At 33.3% G+C, this 20015-nt stretch carries 18 protein-coding genes; 3 read left to right on the top strand and 15 right to left on the bottom strand.

The window, feature by feature from the left end; all coding sequences use genetic code 11:
* Window positions 1-35 precede the first annotated feature (35 nt).
* Window positions 36-467: an IS200/IS605 family transposase gene (gene tnpA, locus CAP47_RS00370; protein ID WP_100774900.1), complete on the top strand. Its 432-nt coding sequence runs from the start codon at window positions 36-38 to the stop codon at window positions 465-467.
* 150 nt (window positions 468-617) lie between these two features.
* Here tnpA and CAP47_RS00365 read toward each other — a convergent pair whose 3' ends face one another.
* Genes CAP47_RS00365 through CAP47_RS00325 form a run of 9 tightly spaced genes read right to left on the bottom strand, consistent with a single transcriptional unit; the run spans window position 618 to window position 10297 of the window.
* Window positions 618-2528: an endonuclease gene (locus tag CAP47_RS00365; RefSeq protein WP_192869867.1), complete on the bottom strand. Its 1911-nt coding sequence runs from the start codon at window positions 2526-2528 to the stop codon at window positions 618-620.
* Window positions 2529-2534: 6 nt separating this feature from the next.
* Window positions 2535-3743: an RsmB/NOP family class I SAM-dependent RNA methyltransferase gene (locus CAP47_RS00360; protein WP_100774899.1), complete on the bottom strand. Its 1209-nt coding sequence runs from the start codon at window positions 3741-3743 to the stop codon at window positions 2535-2537.
* Between the two features lie 27 nt (window positions 3744-3770).
* Window positions 3771-4202 carry a hypothetical protein gene (locus CAP47_RS00355; RefSeq protein WP_100774898.1) on the bottom strand — a complete coding sequence of 144 codons (432 nt, stop codon included), beginning with the start codon at window positions 4200-4202 and terminating at the stop codon, window positions 3771-3773.
* Window position 4203: 1 nt separating this feature from the next.
* Window positions 4204-4680, bottom strand: a complete 477-nt coding sequence (locus CAP47_RS00350; RefSeq protein ID WP_100774897.1) for a hypothetical protein — start codon at window positions 4678-4680, stop codon at window positions 4204-4206.
* A 31-nt stretch (window positions 4681-4711) separates the two neighbouring features.
* A complete protein-coding gene (locus CAP47_RS00345) occupies window positions 4712-5251 on the bottom strand; it encodes an RNA polymerase sigma factor (RefSeq protein ID WP_100774896.1) in 540 nt (179 codons plus the stop codon).
* A gap of 9 nt (window positions 5252-5260) precedes the next feature.
* The gene (locus tag CAP47_RS00340) at window positions 5261-7090 is read right to left on the bottom strand and encodes an ABC transporter ATP-binding protein (protein ID WP_100774895.1); all 1830 of its coding nucleotides are present in this window, start codon (window positions 7088-7090) and stop codon (window positions 5261-5263) included.
* A gap of 14 nt (window positions 7091-7104) precedes the next feature.
* A complete protein-coding gene (locus CAP47_RS00335; protein ID WP_100774894.1) occupies window positions 7105-8823 on the bottom strand; it encodes a phospho-sugar mutase in 1719 nt (572 codons plus the stop codon).
* Between the two features lies 1 nt (window position 8824).
* On the bottom strand, window positions 8825-9775 hold the full coding sequence (locus CAP47_RS00330) for a glycosyltransferase family 2 protein (RefSeq protein WP_100774893.1): 951 nt from the start codon (window positions 9773-9775) through the stop codon (window positions 8825-8827).
* A gap of 9 nt (window positions 9776-9784) precedes the next feature.
* Window positions 9785-10297 carry a DUF4199 domain-containing protein gene (locus CAP47_RS00325; protein ID WP_100774892.1) on the bottom strand — a complete coding sequence of 171 codons (513 nt, stop codon included), beginning with the start codon at window positions 10295-10297 and terminating at the stop codon, window positions 9785-9787.
* 164 nt (window positions 10298-10461) lie between these two features.
* On the opposite strand from CAP47_RS00325, the gene CAP47_RS00320 reads away from it, so the two are divergent.
* The gene (locus CAP47_RS00320; protein ID WP_100774891.1) at window positions 10462-10713 is read left to right on the top strand and encodes a type B 50S ribosomal protein L31; all 252 of its coding nucleotides are present in this window, start codon (window positions 10462-10464) and stop codon (window positions 10711-10713) included.
* Window positions 10714-10945: 232 nt separating this feature from the next.
* Window positions 10946-12778, top strand: coding sequence for a pyruvate kinase (locus tag CAP47_RS00315; protein WP_100774890.1), 1833 nt, complete (start codon window positions 10946-10948; stop codon window positions 12776-12778).
* Between the two features lie 82 nt (window positions 12779-12860).
* On the opposite strand, the gene CAP47_RS00310 is transcribed toward CAP47_RS00315, so the two are convergent.
* The 6 genes from CAP47_RS00310 to CAP47_RS00285 form a co-directional block, all read right to left on the bottom strand.
* Window positions 12861-15083: an NADP-dependent isocitrate dehydrogenase gene (locus tag CAP47_RS00310; RefSeq protein WP_100774889.1), complete on the bottom strand. Its 2223-nt coding sequence runs from the start codon at window positions 15081-15083 to the stop codon at window positions 12861-12863.
* A 140-nt stretch (window positions 15084-15223) separates the two neighbouring features.
* The gene (rplS, locus tag CAP47_RS00305; RefSeq protein WP_100774903.1) at window positions 15224-15571 is read right to left on the bottom strand and encodes a 50S ribosomal protein L19; all 348 of its coding nucleotides are present in this window, start codon (window positions 15569-15571) and stop codon (window positions 15224-15226) included.
* Window positions 15572-15671: 100 nt separating this feature from the next.
* The gene (gene trmD / locus CAP47_RS00300; protein WP_100774888.1) at window positions 15672-16349 is read right to left on the bottom strand and encodes a tRNA (guanosine(37)-N1)-methyltransferase TrmD; all 678 of its coding nucleotides are present in this window, start codon (window positions 16347-16349) and stop codon (window positions 15672-15674) included.
* Window positions 16339-17646, bottom strand: a complete 1308-nt coding sequence (locus tag CAP47_RS00295; RefSeq protein WP_100774887.1) for an MFS transporter — start codon at window positions 17644-17646, stop codon at window positions 16339-16341. The genes trmD and CAP47_RS00295 overlap by 11 nt, the downstream gene beginning before the upstream one ends.
* 6 nt (window positions 17647-17652) lie before the next feature.
* Window positions 17653-18267, bottom strand: coding sequence for a hypothetical protein (locus tag CAP47_RS00290; protein WP_100774886.1), 615 nt, complete (start codon window positions 18265-18267; stop codon window positions 17653-17655).
* A gap of 123 nt (window positions 18268-18390) precedes the next feature.
* Complete coding sequence (locus tag CAP47_RS00285; RefSeq protein WP_100774885.1) at window positions 18391-19833, bottom strand: glyceraldehyde-3-phosphate dehydrogenase; 1443 nt, start codon at window positions 19831-19833, stop codon at window positions 18391-18393.
* Window positions 19834-20015: the final 182 nt, after the last annotated feature.

The following is a 20015-nucleotide window of genomic DNA, read 5'->3' as shown; positions in this document are numbered from 1 at the left end:
CTTTAGTAGTGCGAAAAAATCTATATTTTCGTACTATGAGTTATCAAAGAAAAGGCTCCCATACGGTAAGTTATTTAACGTGCCATATTGTTTGGGTTACAAAATATCGGTACAAGGTACTTCGCGGAGATGTTCAAACTCGTTGTCGTGAGCTTTTAATCCAAATATGTGAAGCCGAAGGTATAGAAATACTGAAAGGAGTAGTGAGTTCGGATCACGTTCATATGCACATTGAATATGCTCCAAAATTGAATGTAAGTAGTATATTGAAAAAGCTCAAAGGGCGAACCTCAAGGAAACTTCAACAAGAGTTTCCAAAACTGAAAGAGCGTTATTGGGGGCAACATTTTTGGGCAAGCGGTTATGGAGTATGGAGTACTGGGAATATTACCGATAAAATGGTCAACGAATATTTGGAACATCACCGTCGAGATTCGAGTGATAATTCCAATTTTATATTGGAATAGTAAAGTGGGACTTTTAGTCCCCAGTCTTAATAAACCTCTGCACTTTCAGTGCAGAGTTGTTTAGTTAGATTATGTAATAAAAAATAAAATAAAAAAGCTGAACTTATCTAAGTTCAGCTTTGATGTAAAAATTGTCTTAATAAAAAAAATCTAATCTCTCACAATGAGTTTCTTTGTAGTTGTTGTGTTACCAGATTTGATTCTGATAATATAAAAACCTTCTTGTAAGTTAAACTCAACCTTATCTTGATTAGCTTCTAATTTAAGCTCTTCAACCATTTGGCCATTCATTTGATAGATACTTATCGTTTTTGAAGCGTTAAACTCTGATTGAATAAATAAGACTTGTCCTTTGTTTGGGTTTGGATAAATTTTAAACAACTGTGCATTTGCAGAATCAATCGATAAAAAACTAGATTCTACTTTAAAGTTATCAACTGTCCAACGTGTTGCTTCTTCACCATTAGTGGTGTCATATTTAAAAGCCACATAAGCGTTTTCTGTGATATTGCTGATATCAATATTGTCAAAATTGAAAGATTGAGGATTTCCACCTGAACCTGAATAAAGAGGAACACTGGCATTAGGAACTGCAGTCCATGTTGAATTTGATGGATTCTGTCCACCATCATAATCTGTAGAATAGACAAGCTCAAGTTCAGTATTTCCAAAAGTGGCTTCTGCATAAAAACTCAACATACTATTTCCTAAGTTTTCAAACATGATAGGATTTGCCGTAATCAACCAATCTAAACTTGGTGTTTGTTGCCCGTTTGAATAAGAATTCATTTGGTAACTTCCTGTATTGTTTTCACCAAAAGATTCCATGCAAGTCCAATCGAGTGAACTCTGTTCGCTTACAGTTATAAAATTATCACTGACAGTCGCACAATCATTAAAATCTTCAAAGAAAACGAAATCAGGATCGGCAAGTGTTGTCACTTCAAGATTTTCACTTGGATCAGAAACATTAGCAGAACCATCAACAGCATAAACTCTAAAATTATATAAAGTTTCACCATCCAAACCATTTACTTGATAAGTCAATGTATTTTGATCTGTTGAACCGATGATAGTGTTATCTAGTTCTATTTGATATTCTACAACACCCATGTCATCTGTAGAAGCAGTCCAATCTAGAACAACACTGCTATTTGAAATTGAAGAAGCAGTTAAGTCTGTTGGAGTAGTAGGAGCAATTGTATCTGGGTTAGGATCCCAAATTAATGCAGCATACTCTGGATGGTCAACTAATGGGTTTCTGTTGCCTTGAAATGCATATCCATTGTTATTTCTATCAATTTCTCTTTGGCTAACAGGATCATTTAAGTGCCAAGATAGTAACAAATCAATATACCATTGTTGATAAAACTGACTGTAGTCACTAAACTCTAATACGTTATTTGAACTCCAACTTCCGTTGATTTCACTTTCATATCTAATCGCAAAATATAAAACAGCTCTAGCGATGTCTCCTTTAAATTCGTCAATAGGTTCGAAGACAGTTCCATTGTAACCAGGGAATGTGTTTGAACCAACTTTTGAACCATTTGTAGATGTCCAAGATGCGCTTGTTACCTCACCAAAAGGATGGCTTGACCTTCTACCGTTGACATAACCATCAGATGGAACAACATGAAAATAATCACTTTTCATTGGAGAATTTGAATTAAAAGTTGATTGAGGAACCAAGTGTTCTCTGTTATGACAAACACCTTCTCCTGAATAGTTTCCACATTGATTATTGTAATGAGTGTAATTATAGGAATCTGCACCATTCGGTTTTTCAGAATACATGTCTAAAACAGTACCATCATTTTCGTAATAGTCATCCGTATCACCACTGTTAGGTTCAGCATACGCATCGTATAAATCACCATATCCTTGAGCTTGATGATAGGGGAAACCATCGTTATCATCAATTCCATCGATAATCTGATTAAGAGCAGTCTTTAACTGATATCCAGTTAAACCATCTGCAGCATCATAATATCCTGCGGGTGCTTGTGCATATATGACGCTTGCAAAGCACAAAAATAAAAGTGTAGAGATCTTCTTCATTGTAAATTATTTTTTTGATAAAATAGCATAATAAAAACCATCATAGCCAGATTTGTGAGCTAATATTTTTTGTTCTTTTACTAAATTGAACTTGTTCCCTTCTTCAGTTGATAAGAACTTTTCAATTTGTTTCTCGTTTTCGCTAGGTAAAATTGAGCAAGTTGCATAAACAAGTTTTCCACCAGATTTGACCATACGTGAATATTGATGAAGAATCTGACTTTGTTTTTCTGTGATTTCTTTTAAAAATTCCAGGGAGAGTTTCCATTTTGCATCTGGATTTCTTCTTAAAACACCTAAACCTGTACAAGGCGCATCAATTAAAACACGATCAGCTGAGTCGTAAAGTTTTTTGATCACCTTTGTGGTGTCAATATGTCTGGTTTCAATATTATGTGCACCAGCTCTTTTCGCTCTTCTTTTTAGTTCCTTGAGTTTATTTGCATAAATATCAAGCGCAATCACTTGACCTTTATTTTTCATAATAGCAGCAAGGTGCAATGCTTTTCCGCCAGCACCAGCACAAGTATCAATAACTCGCATTCCTTCTTCAACATCAAGTGCATGCGCTATTTTTTGTGATGAAGCATCTTGAACTTCAAATAAACCTTTTTTGAAAGCTTGTGTTTTAAAAACATCTTGTCTTTCATACAATTCTAAAGCATCTGGATATTCAGAAAGTAACTTCACAGCAATTTGCTCTTCGTCTAATCTTTTTTGTAATTCTTTAGGGTTTGTTTTTAGCCTGTTTGTTCTTAACACAACAGAAGCTTGTTGGTTTAAAGCATTAATTTCTTTATCCCAAAGTTTTCCTAGTTGCTTTTCGCCTAATTCATCTAACCAATCAGGAATAGATTCTTTGTATTTTCTGATTTGTGAAAGTTCATCAAAGCGACCTTTAATACGTCGAGTAGGCGTATCTTCAAACTGAGGCCAATCAGGTATTTGTATACTTTTTAGCGTTGCCCAAACTGTGAAAAGTCTGAAAAGATTTGCTCTTGTATAAGGTGCTTTTACATCTGCTATTTCGCTGTATAATCGCTTCCAACGAACAATGTCATAAGTTGTTTCTGCTATAAAAGCACGATCTCGCGAACCCCAGCGCTTATCACGCTTAAGTGTTTTTGAGATTTCTTTATCAGCGTATTTTTCTTCATTAAAGACGAGATGCAATGTATCAATCACTGCAAAAACTAAATTCCTGTGTAGGCGCATTCAAAATTTTTGTGCAAAGGTAAGCAATTAGTCCTTAGATGTTGAGGAGGTATTGTATTGTTTTAGCAGTTTTTTGTTAAACTGATATTCTGCGTATTTAAGCGTCATAATTTGCTTTGGCGTGATAACTGTCTTTAATTCTTCAACAAAATTTTCTCGTAATTTTTTACGTTGAGATTTATAAGACATATAATCTTCTAAAAGCACTTCAGCTTCAGCTTCAGATAAATCTTCAACTTTGGCTAAACGCTTTCTGACAGACATCCATTCTTTATGTTTTAAATCTTTAAATAAATTACTGTGCTTATTATAAACAGGCCAGAATTTTTTAGCTTCTTCACTTGATAAGTCTAATTTTTCAGTAAAAAAACCAATTTTTAGGCTTTGTATCTTATCATCCTTTTGAGCAAAGCCTGAAAAGCTTATTAAAAGGACAAGGATTGTAATTATTCTTTTCATCTTAAAAATCTAAATAATCTTGCTCATAAATATCATCACCAATATAGTAAATGATTTTTTGTGAGCCTATTTGTGAATTTTCAAACTCTTTTTTGAAATCAAATTCCAAATCTTGATCGATATAATCTAAAGGGTTTTCAATTTCGTTTTCTATATAATCTTCCAATTCTTCTTGTTCTATTGATGAGAATTTTAACTCATCTTGATTAACATCACTTTTAAAAAGAGAGTTTAATATAAATGCCAAAATTAAAATGGCTGCAATTGCTGAAGCAGCATAATAAAAGTGCTTTAGCTGAACTACTTTTGATTTCTTCTGAGGTAAATCAACTTTGAAGTTTTCAAAATAAGTATCAGGAGTTTTCATAGACTGATTATCTTTTAAAGCTCTTAAAGAATCAACTTCAAAGTTCCCAAAGTAATTGTCAGGTGTTTTAAATCCTGTTTTATTTCGATATGTGTTTTTATCTTTAGTCATTGATTTTAAGACTCTAAAAGAGTTTGAAGGTTTAATTGTTTTTTAAAAATTTTTCTACTTTTTTAGAAGCATGATGGTAACTCGATTTCAAAGCACCTTCACTTGTCTCCAAAATTTCTGCCATTTCTTTATAAGGCATTTCTTCAAAATACCGCATCATAAAAACTTCTTTTTGCTTTGTCGGCAATGTTTCAATTGCTCTATGGAGTAGTAATTGTATTTTATCGCCCTCAAAATAAACATCGCTTTCTAATGAATTGATTAAATAATCTTTAAGCTCTTCATTACTGATATTTTTCTTCTTAGCTTTTTTATTTAAAAAAGTAATCGATTCGTTACTGGCTATGCGATACATCCAGCTGTAAAGTTGACTTTCTCCTTTAAATTTTTTAATGTTTTTGTAAACTTTTACAAAAGTATTTTGAAGCACATCATCTGTGTCTTCATGAATCTTAACAAAGTTTCGAATATGCCAATATAATCTGACCTTGTGCTGATCAACAAGTGCTGCAAAAGCCTCCTCTTGGCGCGTTCCATTCTGAAGATTTATTATGATTTCTTTTTCTGTCAAAGTTTTAAATTAAGAATCAAAAGACTGCATATCGACAAGTTTTTTATAGGTTCCTTTTTTAGCAATGAGTTCATTGTGTTTTCCTTGTTCCACAATCTCTCCTTTTTGCATCACAATAATTCGATCAGCGTTTTGAATAGTTGACAAACGGTGTGCAATGACAACAGATGTTCTGTTTTTTGTCATGTTTTCTAAAGCTCTTTGCACGAGTTTTTCACTTTCAGTATCGAGTGCTGAAGTGGCTTCGTCAAGAATCATGATTGGCGGATTTTTAAGAACTGCTCTTGCAATAGAAAGTCTCTGCTTTTGTCCTCCACTAAGTTTGTTTCCGCTATCACCAATATTGGTTTGTAATTGTTTTGGTAAATCCATCACAAACTCATAAGCATTGGCAACTTTTAAAGCTTCAATAAGTTCAGCTTCGGTTGCATCCGTTTTCCCTATTCTTAAATTGGCCTCAATTGTTTCGTTAAACAAAATTGAATCCTGCGTGACAAGTCCCATCAAATCTCGTAAATTGTGTTGCGTCATGTCTTTAATGTTGGTGTCGTCTATCTTAATTTCACCTTCATTAATATCATAAAAACGTGTAATTAAGTTGGCAATTGTTGATTTTCCACTTCCTGATTGACCAACTAATGCGAGTGTTTCACCTTTATTGACAGTTGCAGAAAAGTTCTTTAAAACCTTTTCTTTTTCATAAGCAAATGAAATATTATTGAGATGTAATGCTGTTGTAAATTCTTTTTTATCTACCGGGTCTATAGGATCTTTAATCTTGTTATCAGTTTCTAAAATTTCCAAAACACGTTCGGCTGCTGCATTTCCTTTTTTTACATTATATGAAGCTTTTGAGATTCCTTTAGCAGGCGTCAAAATATTATAAGCGAGTCCCATATAAGCGATGAAGCTACTGCCATCAAGCGTGCCTTCTTCCAAAACCATATTTCCGCCGTACCACAATAAAACAGCGATAACGCTGATGCCGAGAAACTCACTTGCTGGTGAAGCCAAATTCTGACGATTAAGAAGTTTGTTTGAATAATTATAAAATTTATTTGTTGATTCCTGAAATTTATTATTGAAAATATTCTCAGCATTAAATCCTTTTATAATTTTTAAACCACCTAAAGTTTCTTCTAAAATGGATAAAAACAAACCTTGTTCTTTTTGAACTAAATCAGATTTCTTTTTTAATGATTTACCTATTAATGAAATAATAAAGCCAGAAACAGGAATAAAAATAAAAACAAAAATAGTGAGCTTAACACTAATGAGAAGCATAGTAGCAATGGTGAACAAAATGGTTAAAGGCTCTCTGACAATCAGTTCTAGAATAGATAAAAATGAATGCTGAATCTCAAGGACATCACTTGTAATTCTTGCAATGGTATCACCTTTTCTTTTTTCAGAATAATAGGAGAGAGGGAGCTCAACTGTTTTTTTGTACATCGCATTACGCAGGTCTTTTAAAACACCATTTCTGAGAAATGTAATAAAAAACATTGCCAAATAATTTGAGATATTTTTTAAAAAGAATAATGAAATCACGAGTCCAATCACTAGCATTAACGCAACAGATGCATCGTCTTGCGAAATTTGATGCACATGATAGGACAGATAGTCTTTAAAAAAATCCTTAGCACTTCCTAAGCCTTGGTAAACAGGTTCTTTTTGAATTTTGTCAGCCTTATCTCCAAATAATACATCGAGCATCGGGATAAGCGCCACAAAAGATAAGGCACTGAATAAGGCATAAAAAATATTGGCAATAATATTCAATATTGCATACTTTTTATAAGGTTTCGCAAAGCGAAGAATTTTTTTAAAGTAATCCATCTATTTAATTTCTGTTAAGCAATACCGAGTTCTTTGACGATGCGTTTGATTTTTTCATCATGCATCTCAGTGACCTCTTGGTAATCTTTAGTTGATTCTAATTCAGCATTAACGCTAATATAAAATTTTATTTTAGGCTCTGTTCCACTAGGACGAGCAGCGATTTTTGTTCCGTTTTCTGTGTAATAAATCAACACATTTGATTGCGGAACTTCAATATCGTAAGTTTCTTTTGTTTGTGTGTTTTTAGCTTTTCTGCTTAAGTAATCTTCAACAAGTACAATCTTTTCACCGTCGTTTTCTTTTAAAGGATTATCGCGTAAATCAATCATTTTTTGTTTGATTTCCTCAGCGCCTTCAATTCCTTTTTTAACAAGTGCAACCAAATGCTCCTTAAAATAACCGTGTTCAACGTAAAGTTCAACCATTTTCTCGTAAATCGATGAGCCTTTTGCTTTGAGTTGAGCTGCCATTTCGCAGACTAATAGAATAGAAGTCACAGCATCTTTATCTCTGACAAAGTCACCAACCATAAAGCCGAAACTTTCTTCGCCACCACCGATAAAATCAAGTTCAGGATTATCTTTAATGAGTTTTGCAATCCATTTAAAACCTGTCAAACTCTCTTTGTATTCAACTTGGTAACTTTCAGTTAACACTTGCATTAATGGCGTTGAAACGATAGTTGATGCAACGAATTCTTGACCTTTAATGCGTTCGTCTTTTTTCCATTCTTCAAGCAAAAACCACGTCATCATAACCATTGTTTGGTTTCCGTTTAACAACTGAAGTTTTCCTTCTAGATTTCTTACTGCAATACCAAGTCTGTCACTATCTGGATCGGTTCCTACAACAAGGTCGCTGCCTTTTTCTTCACCAAGCTCCAAAGCCATTTTAAGTGCCGCAGGTTCCTCTGGGTTAGGTGATTCAACAGTTGGGAAATCGCCGTTAGGTTCGGCTTGTTGATCAACGATATGTAATTGCTCGTATCCTCTTTTTTCTAATACTTGTGGAATAATCGTGATTGATGTTCCGTGCAATGAAGTGTAACTGATGTTGAGTTTTTTACGCTCTTCTTCAGTGGTATTGAATCCGCCATTTTTGATAGAATCATTTATAAAAGCCTCATCTTCAGCTTCTCCTAATTTTTTAATTAAATCATTATTTCCGTTGAAGTTGACATCTTTAAATTCAAGATTATCAATTCTGTTAATGATGTCTTTGTCTTGAGGTGGAACAAGTTGACCACCATCCGTCCAATAAACTTTGTAACCGTTATATTCAGGAGGATTGTGGCTTGCTGTCAAAACTATTCCGCAATGGCAACCAAGATGTTTAACTGAGTAAGATAAAAGCGGTGTTGGCCTTAATTCTGGAAAAATATAAACTTGAACACCATTTGCACTAAACACTTTGGCAACTTCGTAAGCAAATTCTTGAGAGTTGTGACGGCAATCATAAGCGATCACAACTTTGTGTTGCTCGTTTGGATAAACTTCTTTAAGGTAATCGGCGATGCCTTGCGAATTTTTGCCGAGCGTGTATTTATTAATACGGTTTGTGCCAGCACCCATAACGCCACGCATACCGCCAGTGCCAAATTCTAAATTTTTATAAAATGCTTCCTCTAGTTGTTGAGGCTTGTTATTGATTAATTCTTGAACTTCTTCAATCGTTTTTTGATCAAAAACAGCTGAGTCTAACCAGGTTTTTGCTTTATCTAATGTTTTCATATCAAATTTTTTGTTTAATAATATATGATTGATCTGTTTTGTTATTTCTTAAAATTAATTCTCCTAAAAAACCAGCTATAAAAAACTGAACACCAATAAGCATCGCAGTTAAGGCAATATAAAACCAAGGATTTTCAACCACCAAAATACTGGGTTGATTGAGCCATAATTTATAAAGTTTTGAAGCGCCTATCCAAAAAGCAGATAAAAATCCGATGCAAAACATCAGAACGCCAAAAGCACCAAATAAATGCATAGGTCTTTTGCCAAATCTTGAAAAAAACCAAATGGTAATCAAGTCTAAAAATCCATGAATGAAACGTTCAGGACCAAATTTTGTTTTGCCATGTTGTCTTGCCTGATGTTGAACGACTTGTTCACCAATTCTGGTAAAGCCAGCGTTTTTAGCGAGTACAGGAATGTATCTATGCATTTCGCCTTTAACTTCAATTGTTTTGATCACATCATTTCTGTAAGCTTTAAGACCACAATTAAAATCGTGTAATTTTAGGCCTGAAGTTTGCCTCGCAGCAGCATTAAAGAGTTTTGAAGGTAAATTTTTAAATAAAACTGAATCATATCTCTTTTTTTTCCAACCAGAAATCAAATCAAAATTTTCTTTTGTAATGGCTTTATACATGTCCGGAATCTCTTCAGGATTATCTTGTAAGTCAGCATCCATAGTGATCACTACATTACCTTGTGCTATTTTAAATCCCGCATGAAGCGCCTGAGATTTTCCGTAATTTTTGGTAAACCTAATCGCTTTGATCTGTTTATTTTTTGAAGATAAATCTTGAATGATATCCCATGAATTATCAGTACTTCCATCATCAACAAAAATCAATTCATAACTGAATTTGTTTTTTTGCATCACTTGGTGAATCCAATCAAAAAGTTCATTGATGGATTCATCTTCATTAAGTAATGGAATGACGATTGAAAGCTGCATAGACAAGATTTAATTCTTCTTAATCAAACCGACGACTAAACTAATAAAAAGAGTTTTTAATAGAATGGAAATAAGAGCCGAAGTTGCCATAAAAAAAGGAGACGCAAAAAGTGTTGCAATTTCACGAGTTGTTTCAGCTTCTTCACCTTTTAAATTTTGATGTTCTATTTCTGCTTGAACCTGAGTTTTTAAACCTTCTTTTAAAGTTTCAATAAATTCAGGTTGTAAATAAGTGTAGTGAATGTACATGTAAACAGCGTAGATTAAACCGCCGATTGCTCCAATAGCTAAACCAAGCTTTATTGCAGAAGACAAACTCAAGTTGTTTGCGTTATCAAGCTTGTAACGATGTATTGCTATAAAAACAATAGCTGTATTGATTAAAAAGCTAAGTAGGCTAATCCCAGTATTTTGGTCGTAGTTGAAAAAATACAAAAGCAATAATACTAATATTGAATAGCCGCCATAAATTAAACCGTAATTTTGCGCATAAGGCTTGAGCGAGAGTTCTTGTTGTTCCATAGTCTGTCTAAAAGTTCACAAATATAGTTTATCAGCTCAAAGTTATCAAGTGAGCCAGGACTTATTTCAAACGATTTTAGAAAATATTAAATATATTTCCAATAAAATTTTGGTCAATATAAGTTTTTGATTAAATTTGCAAGCTGAATAAAATAGTTGTCAAAATGAGAAAAGGTATACATCCAGAAAATTATAGATTAGTAGCGTTTAAAGATATGTCTAATGATGAAATATTCATCACAAAATCTACTGCTGATACAAAGGAAACTCTCGAGGTTGAAGGTGTTGAGTATCCTTTAATCAAACTAGAAATTTCAAGAACTTCACATCCATTTTACACTGGTAAAACAAAACTTGTTGATACCGCTGGTAGAATTGATAAGTTCAAAAACAAATACGCTAAGTACAAGAAGTAATTTAACTTCTTTTAATTCATATTTTAACCACCTTTTTTCAAAGGTGGTTTTTTTGTTTCTTAATGTTAAAGTTAGGTTTGTAATGTTTTTTGAAAAAATCAACTGATAAGCTTCAAATAAACTGACAGTTGCGATTTATCAAGTCTGAAATATTATATTTGATTAGTCAATCATTTATTCTTGCATGAATTTCAGGTATAGACTCAAATTGACTTTCTAAATATTTTTAACTATGCGACATCAAAAAGAAAAGCTTCAAGAGATTTTAGAGCTCATAAATTCTGCAATTAATCAGATTTATGAATTTGAAAAAAAATATGAATCCCAAATTAATCAAGTTCATCCTAATTATACACAAAGCGCTAAAAACTTAGTTCATTACCTTGCTCTTCGATCCATTGATCTTAGTGGTTTGCAAGATAAGTTAGACGAGATAGGACTACCTGTTTCTCTTGAATCTAAAGATGATATTTTACATAGGATGAAAAGTTTCAGAGTGATCATTTATAGCTTGTTAGGAGAAGATTCACCCTCTGATGAGAAGGACTTTTATACTAAAAAAGATGCGCAATCTATTATTAAGCAACACTCAGAAAATCTTTTTGGACGTGTCAAGAGCATACGAAAAACAGCGATAATGGTTACTCAGCCTACTGAAGCTGCAGAAAATCAATTGTTAGTTGATTCTTTTTTAAATCAAGGAATGGATTGTGCTCGAGTCAATTGTGCACATGATAATAAAGTCATTTGGAAACAAATTATCGAGAACATTAAGAATACTGATCCAGAATGTAAAATTACAATGGATCTTGCAGGTCTAAAAATCAGAACTGGTCAGATAAAAGAAGGCGCAAAAGTTATTCATATTAAACCTAAAAAAGATATGTTCGGTAAAGTAGTAGCGCCGGCACGTATATGGATGGCTCCTCAAGGTGAAGCACCTCCGCATGGTAAGCAAGTTGACGCAGTAATAAGTGTTAATGAAGAATGGCTGAAGAAAAGTGAAAAAGGTTCTAAGATTGTTTTTAAGGATGCACGCGGAAAAAAACGAAAAATTCATATTGATGGAAAGGAAAATCGAGGTGTTTGGGGCGTTTGTAAGAAATCAGCTTTTGTGACAATCAAAACAGTTTTGAATGTGTTTTTTGACCAAAAGAAAATTTCTGAAATACACAGTGTTCACGACTTACAATCCTTAGAAGAGATTATCTTTTTATTTAAAGGTGATCAACTAAGGCTTGACAAAAAACCGATTATCGGAGCGCCGTGTGTTCGAGATGAGAATGGAAAAGTAACTGAAGCAGCCCACATATCATGTACTTTACCATCATCATTAGATCATGTGTCTATTGATGATCCGATTTTCTTTAACGATGGAAAAATCGGTGGAATTGTGACCGAAATTCATCCAGATTTTATCATGATTGAAATTACTCAAGCTAAAAAGAAAGGGGGAAAGTTAAGGTCTGATAAAGGTATCAATCTACCATCAACACAAATTGATTTTAGTGGATTGACTGAAAAAGACAAAATTGATCTAAGATTTGTTGCTGAAAATGCTGACGTTGTTAATTTCTCTTTTGTAAATAATAGCGAAAATGTGACATCATTACTAAATGAATTAAAGAAATTAAACTCTGATATCGGAATTGTTTTGAAAATTGAAACGATGAGTGGATATAGAAATCTACCGAGTATTTTGCTAAAAGCTATGCAAAATTATCCTGTAGGAGTTATGATCGCTAGAGGAGATTTAGCGATTGAAACAGGATGGAAAAACTTTGCAATCATTCAAGAGGAAATCATGCAAATTTGTAGTGCAGCACAAATACCACCGATATGGGCAACACAAGTATTAGAAAACCTGACTAAAAAGGGAATACCGACAAGAGCTGAGATCACCGATGCTGCCATCGGACAAAGAGCTGAATGCGTCATGTTAAATAAAGGACCTTATTTAGAACAAGCAATTAAGATGCTTGACCAAATATTAAGAAAAACAGAACTTATTCATGATAAGAAGAAGGCTTTACTGCCAAAACTTGAATTTAATGATGATTTTTGATTGATTTAAACTTTCAGAAAAACAAAAAGCCCTAAATTTAGTAATTCAGGGCTTTTTAAATAATTTTAACTGAATGTGATTATTAAGCGTCAATTAATTTATTTAATGTTTGACTTGGTCTCATTTGTTCAGTGACCAATTTTTCATTTGGTAAGTAATAACCACCAATATCAGTTGCTTGACCTTGTGCGTCAAGTAATTCTTTCGTGATTTGCTCTTGGTTTTCTTCAAGTTCTTTAGCTAATGTTGAGAATTTACTTTTCAATTCAGCATCATCAGTTTGTTCAGCTAGCGCTTTTGCCCAATACATTGCTAAATAGAAATGTGAACCACGGTTATCAATCTCGTTAACTTTACGAGAAGGAGACTTGTCGTTTTGTAAGTAAGAGCTGTTCGCTTTGTTTAGAGCATCAGCAATCACTTTTGCTTTTTCGTTTTTATTCTTATCAGCGATATCTTCAATAGAAACTGCTAGAGCTAAAAATTCTCCTAAAGAATCCCAACGTAAATGTCCTTCTTTTAAAAATTGCTGAACATGCTTTGGAGCAGAGCCACCAGCACCTGTTTCAAATAATCCGCCACCTGAAAGTAAAGGAACTATTGATAACATTTTAGCACTTGTGCCTAATTCCAAGATAGGGAAGAGATCAGTTAAATAATCACGTAAAACATTTCCTGTTACAGAAATCGTATCTTTTCCTGCTTTTACACGTTCTAAAGTATATTGCATTGCATCTTTAGGGTCCATGATTTCAACTTTTAAACCAGATAAATCGTGATCTTTAAGATATAAATTTACTTTTTCAATCAATTGGCTATCGTGAGCTCTGTTTTTATCTAACCAGAAAATCGCTGGATTTCCTGTTGCTTTAGCACGATTTACGCCTAATTTAACCCAGTCTTTAATTGGCAAATCTTTAGTTTGACACATTCTCCAGATGTCACCTTTTTCAACTTTATGAGACATTAAAACATCTCCGGTTGAGTTTTTAACTTCGACAGTTCCGTCTGCTGGAATTTCAAAAGTTTTGTCATGTGAGCCATATTCTTCAGCTTTCTTAGCCATTAAACCAACATTAGAAACATTTCCCATTGTTGTAACATCAAATTTGCCATGAACTTTACAGAAATCGATCACTTGTTGGTAAATACCTGCGTAGCTTCTGTCTGGAATGACAGCTTTCATATCTTGCGTTTTGTCGTCTTTATTCCACATTTTTCCACCAGCTCTAATTGCTGCTGGCATAGATGCGTCAATAATAACGTTACTTGGCACGTGAAGGTTAGTGATATTGTTATGCGAGTCAACCATTGCTAAATCAGCTTGATCCTCGTAAGTTTTTTTAATATCAGCTAAAATCTCATCTTGTTTGTCTTTTGGTAAATCACTGATTTTATCAAAAACGTCACCAATACCATTTGTTGCATCAACACCAATTTTTTCAAATTCAGATTGATACTTTTCGAATAAGTCTTTAAAATAAACTTCAACAACGTGACCAAAGATGATAGGGTCAGAAACCTTCATCATTGTCGCCTTTAAGTGAACAGAGAATAAGATGTTTTTTGCTTTAGCATCTTCAATTTCTTTACTGATAAATTCTTTAAGACTTTTGACGTTTAAAACAGAAGCATCTATAACTTCTTCTCGCTCAAGTTTTAAGTCAGACTTCAGCACTTTTGTATCATTATCAGTTTTCAACTCGATGCTGATGTTGTCAGCTTCTGGCATTGCAAAAGATTTTTCAGTACCGTAAAAGTCGTTGTTTTCCATATGAGCAACGTGAGTTTGAGAATCTTCACTCCAATCTCCCATTGAATGAGGGTTTGCTTTTGCGTATTCTTTAACTGGCTGAGCAACACGTCTGTCAGAGTTTCCTTCTCTTAAAACAGGATTAACTGCGCTTCCTAAAACTTTTGCATATTTAGCACGGATTTCTTTTTCCTGATCATTTTTTGGTTCCATTGGGAAATCAGGTAAATCAAAACCTTTATCTTTTAATTCCTTGATAGCAGCATTTAACTGCGGAATTGAAGCACTGATATTTGGTAATTTAATGATGTTAGCTTCAGGTTGTTTTGCTAATTCACCTAACTCAGCTAATGCATCTTCAACTTGTTGATCAGCTGGTAAAACATCAGCGAAATTGGCTAAAATACGAGCTGATAATGAAATGTCTTTAGACGTCACTTTTATTCCTGCTGCTTCAGTAAATTTTCTGACAATTGGCAAAAATGAATAAGTTGCTAAAGCTGGTGCTTCATCAGTTTTCGTATAAACAATGTGAGAAGAATCTTGACTCATAGTTTGTAATGTTTTAAGTTATTAATATGATAATAAATCTTCAATTAAAAAGCTATAATAATAATTTATAGGCTTATGATTTCAGATTTGATAATTGGCTAAAAAAAAAGCTTGCAAATGCAAGCTTTAGATAGTTTGGTTTAAGAACGTTTTTCTTTAATACGTGCTTTCTTACCAGTAAGATTTCTGAAGTAATTAATACGAGCACGTCTAATGCTACCTTTCTTATTCACTTCAATTTTTTGAAGAGCTGGCATGTTGATTGGGAAGATTTTCTCTACACCAAAAATACCACTCATTTTTCTGACTGTGAAAGTTTTTAATAATCCAGATCCTTTAACCTGAATTACAACACCTTTAAAAAACTGTGTTCTTGTTTTTTGTCCCTCAGTAATTTCGTGGTACACAGTGATTGTGTCTCCAGCTGAAAATTCTGGGAATTCTTTCTTTTCAACAAATTCGTCTTGGACAAACTTTACTAAATCCATTTTATTATAATTATAATTATGTGCTAGTAACATTCACGATTTTCGCCAGAGGTTAGTAACAAAGTGCAAAAATAATTCTTTTTGTCTAAAAAACAAAGCTTTAGTCTTCTAAAATGTCAGGTCTTAATGCTTTTGTGCGTTCAAGTGCTTTATCATCTCGCCAAGCTTCAACTTTCTGTTGATGACCACTTAGCAAGATTTCTGGAACTTTATGACCTTTATAATCTGCTGGCCTTGTATAGATAGGAGGTGAGAGAAGGTTGTCTTGAAAACAATCTGTTAAAGCAGAAGTTTCATCACCTAAAACGCCAGGAATTAATCTGATAATTGAATCGCATAATACTGCTGCACCAAGCTCACCACCTGATAAAACATAATCACCAATCGAAATTTCTTTTGTGATAAATAAATCTCTAACACGTTGATCAACACCTTTATAATGACCACATAAAATTATTAAATTTCCTTTTAATGACAATTGATTGGCGTGTTGTTGATTTAAAGTTTCTCCGTCTGGCGACATATAAATGATTTCATCATAATCACGTTCAGATTTTAATTCTGAAATACATTTATCAATAGGTTCAACCATTATCACCATACCAGCACCACCGCCGTATTGATAATCATCAACTTGCTTATAGTTGTTTGTGCTATATTTTCTTAAGTTATGAAAATGAACTTCTACAAAACCTTTTTTGATAGCGCGTTGCATAATTGAGCCTTCAAAAGGACTTTTCATTAAATCGGGTACAACACTGATGATGTCAATTCTCATGGTGAATGGTTTTTAATTTTAAACTGATCAAAATACAAAGCAAAAGTAAGGCTGCAAAAAATAAGAATTGATATAAAAGTCCAAATTGTTCAGTTATTAAACCAAAACTTGCTGTGATGAGTGTGAAAATTCCTATCACTGTGCTTGCCATCGCAACATAAGTTGGTCTATCATCTTCAGGAGAATAATCAACCAAATAAGTTTTTCTGCTCAATCTTGCTCCTGCATAAGCTATTGCATTGATAAAGAATAAGGGCAGCATCCAATAAAAACTAAACTCTAAATCACTTAATAGAATGAAAATTGCGTAAGCTATACCGAATAAAGCAAAACCAGAAGCAAGCCTTAAAACCAATAGACTTGATTTATCTGATAATCGTCCCCAAATAGGGCTACTTATAATTTGTGCGATACTCGAAATTATAATTAAAAAACCTAAGTTTTTCCAGTTATCACCACTATATTTATTGGCTAAAATCACATAAAATGGTTGTAGTAAAGGAATGGCCATTAATAAAGCTCTTGTGATTAAGAAATTCCTGAAATTTGTATCTTTTTTAATAATAGAAATTCCTTCTTTAACTTCATTAATCGGTGATCTTCCGCCTTTAGTTGAGCCAGGTTCTTCTTGAATATTGTAAAATAATATCGCTGCAAAAAACCAAAGAATTCCTGCTATTGCAAAAAGTAAACTATAAGTTAAACTGCTGTTTTCACCTTCGATAAAAAAGACCAAAATCAAACCAGCTACCAATGCTAAAATCCCTCCAAATGTAGAGCGATAACTGAGCATTTGTCCGCGTTGTCCTTTGGGTATTGTTTTACCAGTAACGTCTTTAAAACTGACAGAACCAATCCCTGAAGCTATACTGAAAATTAGTAATAAAAAGACGATGAGATAGGTTGTTAAGTTTTGATTTGGGTATAAGTAAACCAGTAAACCACTTAAAAACATACAGAATGACTGAACAAGTGCTGAGATTGTCCAGAAGTTTTTACGAATTGAAAAAGATCTTATTTTTCCGCTGACAATGAGTTGTGGCAAAAGAGAGCCAACATCTTTAATAGGAACCAACATCCCAATTAAGAAAACCGGCGCACTAAGGAAACTGAGAATCCAAGCTAAAGTTAAATTCGGACTGATTATTTTTTCGGCTAGTTTGGTGAGTGAGCCGTTAGCAACGTTAAGCGTAAAATTTTTGGGTACGTACGTACAATCAAAGTCAGGTATGCTTTTGCATATCCTAGAATCTGTATTTTCCGTGAGATATTCGTAAAACTTATATTTTTTACTCAATTCTAATTACTGATTACCGTTTTTTAATTTGTTGACTTTGTTTTTCTCATCCTGAAGTTGGCGACCAAGTTTCTGTTGCTTTTCTAAAGCATTGTGTTTGTATGTATCAAACTCTTTTTCAAGATTATTCAAGTTTTCTTTAATTTCAGAATTTACTAAATGACCTCTTCTATATTTGAAAATAAAAAATAAAAGTAAAAGAATTAAAATTGTAATCACAGACCACATGATCACTTTGTAATTCCCTTTTGTTAAGGGAATTGAACCTAAAAATTTAATTTCGTTTTGTTGGTTTTGTAGTTCTTCAACTTGTTCTTTTAAGTCTGTAATTTCTGTTTCATGAGATTGAATGACTTCCTCTTTATTATTGATTGTTTTGTTTAAATCAACAATTTTCGACTCTAAACTTTCAATTTCAGAAATCACTTGACGCTCAACTGCATTGATTTTAACTTTCTCAATAACCTTATATTCCTTAAAATTATTCGACTTTTTAATAAGGCTTTTAAAATCTTGAATCGCTTGATTTGTCTCATCTTTTGGCTGATCTTCTTGTGACCATAAATTCAGAGATAAGCATAATGCGAAAAGCGTAAAAATGTGTTTTGTGTTGATTTTCATCAGATCTTTTTTTGGATGATAACTCTAGTTAATCTATTAAATTGTCTTTTAAGATTTCAAAAGTAATAAAAAACCCTTAGCAAAAGCCAAGGGTTATCTTCAAAACATTCTTAAAGCATATTTTTAGTAATATGTAAAGCGTCTAACATCAGCAATGTACTTTGCCAATCTTAAAACTTGGTGACTGTAACCATACTCATTATCGTACCAAATATAGACAATGGCATTATTGCTTTTGCCTTCTACAATTGTAGCATGGCTGTCATAAATAGCAGGAGCAGATGAGCCAACAATATCGCTAGAGACAAGTTCATTGTCAATTGAGTATTTAATTTGTTCTACAAGATTTCCTTCTAATGCATACTTTCTGATTTTTGCATTAAGTTCATCTTTTGTCGTTTCTTTTTCTAAAGTTAAATTTAAGATGGCAAGTGATCCATTTGGGACAGGGACACGAATTGCACTAGAAGTCAATTTCCCTTCTAGGTTAGGTAAAGCTTTAGAAACTGCTTTTCCAGCACCTGTCTCTGTAATAACCATATTCAAAGCAGCTGCACGACCACGACGATATTTTTTGTGCATGTTATCGACTAAATTCTGGTCGTTTGTATAAGCATGTATTGTTTCTAAGTGACCGTGATTAACACCATAAGATTCGTCGATTGCATCTAAAATTGGTGTAATTGCATTTGTTGTACATGAAGCTGCTGAATAAATGTCTACTTTACTTGTGTCATAATCATTTTGATTAACGCCATGCACAATATTAGGAACACCTTTTCCTGGAGCAGTTAATAAAACTTTTGAAGCGCCTTTAGCTTTTAGATGTCTGCTTAAAGCTTCCTTGTCTCTAAAAGCGCCAGTGTTATCAATGATGAGTGCATCATCAATACCATAAAATGTATAATCGATATCTTCTGGTTGATTAGCGCTGATCATATGAATAGTCATATTATTAATGATCAAAGCTTTCTTTTCTAAGTCAATGCTTACTGTGCCATTAAAATCAGCATGAACAGAATCATTTTTAAGTAAAGAAGCTCTTTTTTCAAGAACTGTTTGCGTGATTTCACCACGCGTAACAATAGCGCGTAAACGTAACTGATCGCCTTTACCAGTTTTTGCTGCAAGTTCTCTCGCAAGCAATCTTCCTATTCTTCCAAAGCCGTATAAAACAACATCTTTTGGTTGAATACCAGACGTTTTTTTAGCGCCTTTTAATTTGTCTGTGACAAACTTGATTGGATTGCTAGATTTCTCGACGTGATACTCATAAGTTAATTTACCAATATCTAATTTAGAAGGTGGTAAATCTAAACTCTGTATCGCTTCAGCTATTTCTAAAACATCAAAAACAGAAATAGGTTTCTGAACAAATTCGCCAGCATACTCATGTAAACTGAGTATTTCACTTACGTTTTTGTTAATCAATGAATTTCTAAACAAAACCAATTCGATGGATTTGTCATAGAATAAATCGTTGACGATGTTGATAAATTTAACTGAAGATTTTCTGCGGTTGGCTTGAAAAGTGAGTTCCTTTTCAAATGTGTTGGTTGTATTCATTTTTTTATATAAAAAAGAGAGTCAATTTCGCGCCAAAAATAACTATAATTTCAACTATCGAAAACGATTTCGGTATATTTTTAAATTTTATAATTACTTACTTTTCAATATGTTGATTTTTTCACTATTATCATTTGAACTACTTTCTTTTTTATATCCACACAAAGCAATCTAAAAAAGAC

Origin of the sequence: Psychroflexus sp. S27 (assembly GCF_002810405.1) — a bacterium.
Classification (GTDB): Bacteria; Bacteroidota; Bacteroidia; order Flavobacteriales; family Flavobacteriaceae; genus Psychroflexus; species Psychroflexus halocasei_A.
This window is presented reverse-complemented; position numbering and strand designations above follow the sequence as displayed.